Genomic DNA, 4,986 nt, shown 5'->3' with positions numbered 1-4,986 from the left:
AAATATATAAAGAACAAAATGGGTATTAATATTTCGACTTTCTCAAGAACAGCAAGATAGCGTTCCTCCAATAGCTAATGATCCCGTATCCCCCATAAAAGCTTTGGCAGGATATATATTATAAATTAGAAAGCCGAGTAAACATCCAATCATTATTAAACAAAAAATTTGTACCTCTGATCTGTCTGAAACCATAAAAAAGAAAAAGTATGTAGGTATTGCAACAACTCCTAAAAGACCGTCTAATCCATCCGTAAAGTTAATTGCATTTGCAGAACCTACCACAAATAATGTGATGACTATAACAAATAACAACATTGGAAGATCCATGGAAATATTTTTAGAAATATTAATGCTGGTGTTCACGCCAACTTCGTTGATCAAGTAATAAAGCAAAGTACCTGTAAAAACAAATTGAAAAATAAGTTTGGTCTTACCCGATACCCCTCCTGGATCTTGACGAGAAGCTTTCCAAAAATCGTCCAAAAACCCAGCAAAACTAAAAAGAATATAGGTAATAGACAAGAAAAACATTAATGGAGTAGGAGAAAAAAGAATTGATACTATAATTCCTACAAAAAGAATAATTCCAAACATTAACGGAGTGCCTTTTTTTAACTGATGACCTGAAGGAAGTTCTTTTCTTATCGGTTGAATGAGCTTAAGTTGTCTCAAAACAGCAATTAATAGTGGTGATAAAATTGAAACAGCTACAAAAGATATTAACGCTGGGATTAATTGATTAATCACTTATTATTTACTCCTTTTCTCTTTATTATCTATAATAAGTTCTAAAAAAAATATTCATTTCCTCTATTTCTTACCAACCAATATTATGGGTTACCTTATTTTTTACTAATTATTTATTTTTCCCTTCTTCTATTGTTTGATGCTATAGTCTTTGAAAGATAATAATCTGAAATTTACCTAACGCTCGGCGTAAAACTTTTAAAAGTGGAAACTGTGTATGATAAGTAGTTTAACTTCAAATGATTGGATGTCTGGAACTACCGCATTGGTTATTTTGATTTCTCTAGGAGTAGCATCTTTTATCCTCTTCAAAATTGGGAAAAATAGAAAAACTAACAGAAAATTTCATTTTGAACTAATTGGNNAGCGTGAGTTGCTACGGCAGCTCATTTTTATTGAGCTAACGGCAGTATTGTGGAATAAGAAGAGGGAAACGGTTATAAAAATAGAAGTTATTTTATAACAATTTCTTTAGATAAAATGATATTTTTACAATTTAGGAGGGAAGTAATGTCTGATTATCGTGTTGTAGAGTTAGAAAAATGGGAGAGAAAAGAATATTTTAATTATTACTTTTCTATAAATGCTACTCATGAAATGACAACGAAAGTAGATGTAACTAAAGCCGTTGAATATTGCCAAAATCATAATTATAGTTTCTATGCCTATATGATTTTTAATATTACGAAATCTATTAACTCTATTAAAAATTACCGTTATGATCTTATTGAAGATGAATTAGTATGTTGGGATTACCTAGTTCCAGCATTTACTATTTTTGATAAAGAAAAAGAAAGATTTCAATGTATTTGGTTAGATAAACTTGAAAGTATGGCCGAATTTCAATCTGCTTATAAAGCAGATGTTGAAAAATACGTTCGTTCAGATAAAATGTTTCCTAAAGTTAATCAACCTTTAAATACCTTTGATATATCAGCTATCCCTTGGGTGAGTTTTGATAATTTTTCGTTAAATATCGCTAATTCTTCTTGTTATTTGAAGCCTATATTGACTATTGGAAAGTATTCTGAACAAAATGGTAGATTAAATATCCCTGTTTCTATTAAATCTCACCATGCTACAGTAGATGGATTCCATGTAGCAAAATTTTTTGAAAAGCTTACAAAGCTTATTGATTAAGTATTGGTTATTGATTCAAATGTTTTTTTTTATTTTTGATTTTTTAAACGACGCATTAATTTTTAAAATTTTAAATTCCTTATTAAACTAACTAGCGTGATAGTTGTATAAGTAAGCTTTTGTTCACGAACGTGAAAATATACAATGAAATCAAGGTGGAAATAATGCTAGATGCAAACCAAGTAAGGAAGCTCATAGAGGAACGTTCAAACCTTCATATGAATGACCCTAAAATGTACGAATATTGGTATAGGCTAACAGAATTACTTAGTATTAATGCAAGTGATACAATCAAATTTCTTAATAGTTGTTCTGAAAGAGAAATATATTGGATTAGTGAAATTTCTTTAGACATTTCAGCTAAAGTAAGTAGCATTGATTATATCGAGTGTTTAAGAGAATTAGATAAGAAATTTCCAAATCTAATGTTAACTAATGATATAAAGATTGCTGAAGATTGGATGTAAGTTTAACAAGTTAAAGCTTATACAACTAACTGGCGCTATAGTTGAACAATGTAATCGACAATTTGTCGGTCTTTTTTATTTATCAAAATGGAAGATTAGTTGAACAAGGAATTTATATAATAGCTGTCTAATATATCTTAATTATAGTGTGAAATCATATAGAAATTTGGAATAAAAGGAGATAAGAATGTTCGATCTCATTTACCCAATTTTACCTTTATTAAATATGCTCTTTTTTATGGCACTTATCATTTACATTATTTTGAAAGTTGGTAAGAAAAATAACAATAAGTTAATGAGAGTTTTAGGTAAGTTCCTTATAATTTATGTATCTTTCATTATAATAATTGGAATCGTAACTTATTTTAAAAATCCCTAAGTAACTAACTGGCGCGTTAGTTGAACAACAAATAGAGGGTGATCATTCGATCATCCTCTATTAAACTATAAGCAGTTTAGATTAATAAATTATTTGCGAAAAAGTCACTATAAAAAACAAAAAAATTTCCCAAATGAAAGGGCGATCAAGCCGGGCTTCTTCAAAAAATTAACCAAGAAGTCGATCCTGCTTTAAAACAAATTCCTGGTGTGAGTGAAATAAGTGTCACAGGAAACTTGTCACACAGAAGACCCTGCTTGTTTGGATTTCCCAGTTAAACCTAGTCCGTATTGTTTGCCTCAATGGCGATTCACTTCTTTTGATAAAGGTGTATTAACAAAAAACCGCCTGAAATCGGCGGTTTTTCTTCGTTTCTAAACAGTTAGATTGATTGTTTAGGATTTGGACCATATTTATTGTCATGATCTTCACTTTTTAAAAGTGTAAAAACAAGAAGAACAAGTCCGCCAATGATTGGAATAAGTCCAATCAATAGCCACCATGCACTTTTCCCGATATCGTGTAAACGACGAGCGCCTACAGCTAGTGACGGTAAAAAGACAGCAACTGAATACACTCCTGATAATACAGGGGATATCCCTGTGAACGATTCTATGAATGAAAGGAGAATGATAGCAATTACATTAAACAGATTAAACATCCAATATTCTTTTCGTCTTGCTCGTCCCTCAAATCCTACATAATTCTTTAATACTTTTAAATACCATTCCACTTTTGTTTCCCCCTGATGTATTTTCTTCACGTGTTTTAACAAACGAGTTCACTCCGTTTTTGCACGCACCTTTTACTATACCAAATTCAGCTCGCAATTGACTAGCAAAAATCATGTGTTGGGTTTTAGGGTTTTTAAAGTGTTTCTTTACGAGTGAATAGTAAGGCTGGTGCCCCAAATAAAAGTGATAATCAAACAATGAGTGAAGAAATTAGGAGAGATACGACAAATCCCAATAATTCGAATAACTTTGGACCATATTAAAAAGTACGATTTCAACACAATTACGACACATGTTATTAGTTAACTAACATGCGTCAGTTAAAAAGTGATAGGCTACTTCGGTGGTCTATTTATTTTGCGAACGGCTATGCTTCGAAATGGCAAAAGAATCTCTAATTCAAAATAAAGAGATGGATAAGAAAATAGTACTAAAATTGAAGAGACAATTAAGGAGTTTGGGAAGTATATTATACCCCTTTCATGGTTAGTAAAAGAGTTTTATTTAACTAACTGGCGCATTAGTTAAACAAGACTTATGAGCGGTATATGAAGTGCTCCTCAATTATAGACAAAACTAACTTTAAAAAGGATATAATATAAGTAATAATCTATTGAGTAGAGTAGTTATCAAGAGTGGTAGTAACAGTTTATAGGGGGAAATGTAATGGTTATTTTATTTTGTAGTCTATTAGTTTTAGTTGCCGTATTTTATGGTATTTCTGAATTAATAAAAAACATTAAGTCTTATTTTAAGAGACAAGAGGAAAATTTAAATAGATTAATAAAACTTCTTGAAGAACGAAATTAAAAATAATAAAAGAATGGATTAATAAGTCATGCCATTTTTATTTTCATAATTGCTACAATGGTATAGTCAATACGACTCCTTATTCTTAATCAACTAAATGACGCATTAGTTGAACAAAGTTGGAATGTTTCGGCGGTTCTTTTTTTATTGCAAGAAGAGCAGATCAGCACTTTTTTATTATCTCGAGGATAGTTAAATAAGGTTCTTCATAAATTTACTAATATTTGGATTAAAATAATTACAATTAATGATAGGAGGAGGAATTATTGAAAAAACCTATAGGTATTTCAGTGATTAGTTATTTTTATATTTTTAGTGCCATAGTTTTACTTATTAGTTCCGTTTTTTATAATGCATCTACTAACTCGATTGACATAGCCGATAGATTTGGAGTTTCAAACGTATCTGAACCATTATTTAGAGTGATAGTAGCTTTTATTACTTTGATGATGATTTTTGGTTATATTAGGCTAAAGAAATGGGGGTTTTGGTTTATGATTTCGTATTCTGTACTATTCGGTAGTATAAGTTTTTACTTAACAATGCAACATAGCCAACAACCTTACATTGGAAATATGATTTTTACTTTTTTCATTTTGTTCTATACAATCTCTGTGAAGAAGTCATTTTTTCAAACAAAACAACATTAATATGAGTAATGGTTATGAGCTTAGCAAGATGAAATCTTATTAAACTAACTGGCGCG

General features: G+C 30.3%; 5 protein-coding genes and 1 pseudogene. 4 read left to right on the top strand and 2 right to left on the bottom strand.

Features of this window, described 5'->3' with window-relative positions:
* Positions 1-750, bottom strand: a pseudogene (locus V7056_RS16610) (MraY family glycosyltransferase); the annotation flags it as partial.
* Between the two features lie 510 nt (positions 751-1,260).
* Here V7056_RS16610 and V7056_RS16605 point away from each other — a divergent pair.
* Both V7056_RS16605 and V7056_RS16600 read left to right on the top strand, forming a co-directional pair.
* Complete coding sequence (locus tag V7056_RS16605; protein WP_499703528.1) at positions 1,261-1,890, top strand: CatA-like O-acetyltransferase; 630 nt, start codon at positions 1,261-1,263, stop codon at positions 1,888-1,890.
* A 164-nt stretch (positions 1,891-2,054) separates the two neighbouring features.
* A complete protein-coding gene (locus V7056_RS16600; RefSeq protein WP_499703527.1) occupies positions 2,055-2,357 on the top strand; it encodes a hypothetical protein in 303 nt (100 codons plus the stop codon).
* A gap of 761 nt (positions 2,358-3,118) precedes the next feature.
* Here the strand turns inward: V7056_RS16600 and V7056_RS16595 are convergent.
* The gene (locus V7056_RS16595; protein ID WP_499703526.1) at positions 3,119-3,469 is read right to left on the bottom strand and encodes a DUF805 domain-containing protein; all 351 of its coding nucleotides are present in this window, start codon (positions 3,467-3,469) and stop codon (positions 3,119-3,121) included.
* 667 nt (positions 3,470-4,136) lie between these two features.
* On the opposite strand from V7056_RS16595, the gene V7056_RS16590 reads away from it, so the two are divergent.
* Positions 4,137-4,280 carry a hypothetical protein gene (locus V7056_RS16590; protein WP_499703525.1) on the top strand — a complete coding sequence of 48 codons (144 nt, stop codon included), beginning with the start codon at positions 4,137-4,139 and terminating at the stop codon, positions 4,278-4,280.
* A 266-nt stretch (positions 4,281-4,546) separates the two neighbouring features.
* Positions 4,547-4,930: a hypothetical protein gene (locus tag V7056_RS16585; protein ID WP_499703524.1), complete on the top strand. Its 384-nt coding sequence runs from the start codon at positions 4,547-4,549 to the stop codon at positions 4,928-4,930.
* The last annotated feature ends 56 nt before the right edge of the window (positions 4,931-4,986 follow it).

Origin of the sequence: Bacillus sp. JJ664 (genome assembly GCF_036962205.1) — a bacterium.
GTDB lineage: Bacteria > Bacillota > Bacilli > Bacillales > Bacillaceae_G > Gottfriedia.
The sequence above is the reverse complement of the archived record's forward strand: the minus strand, read 5'-3'. Positions and strand labels throughout refer to the sequence as shown.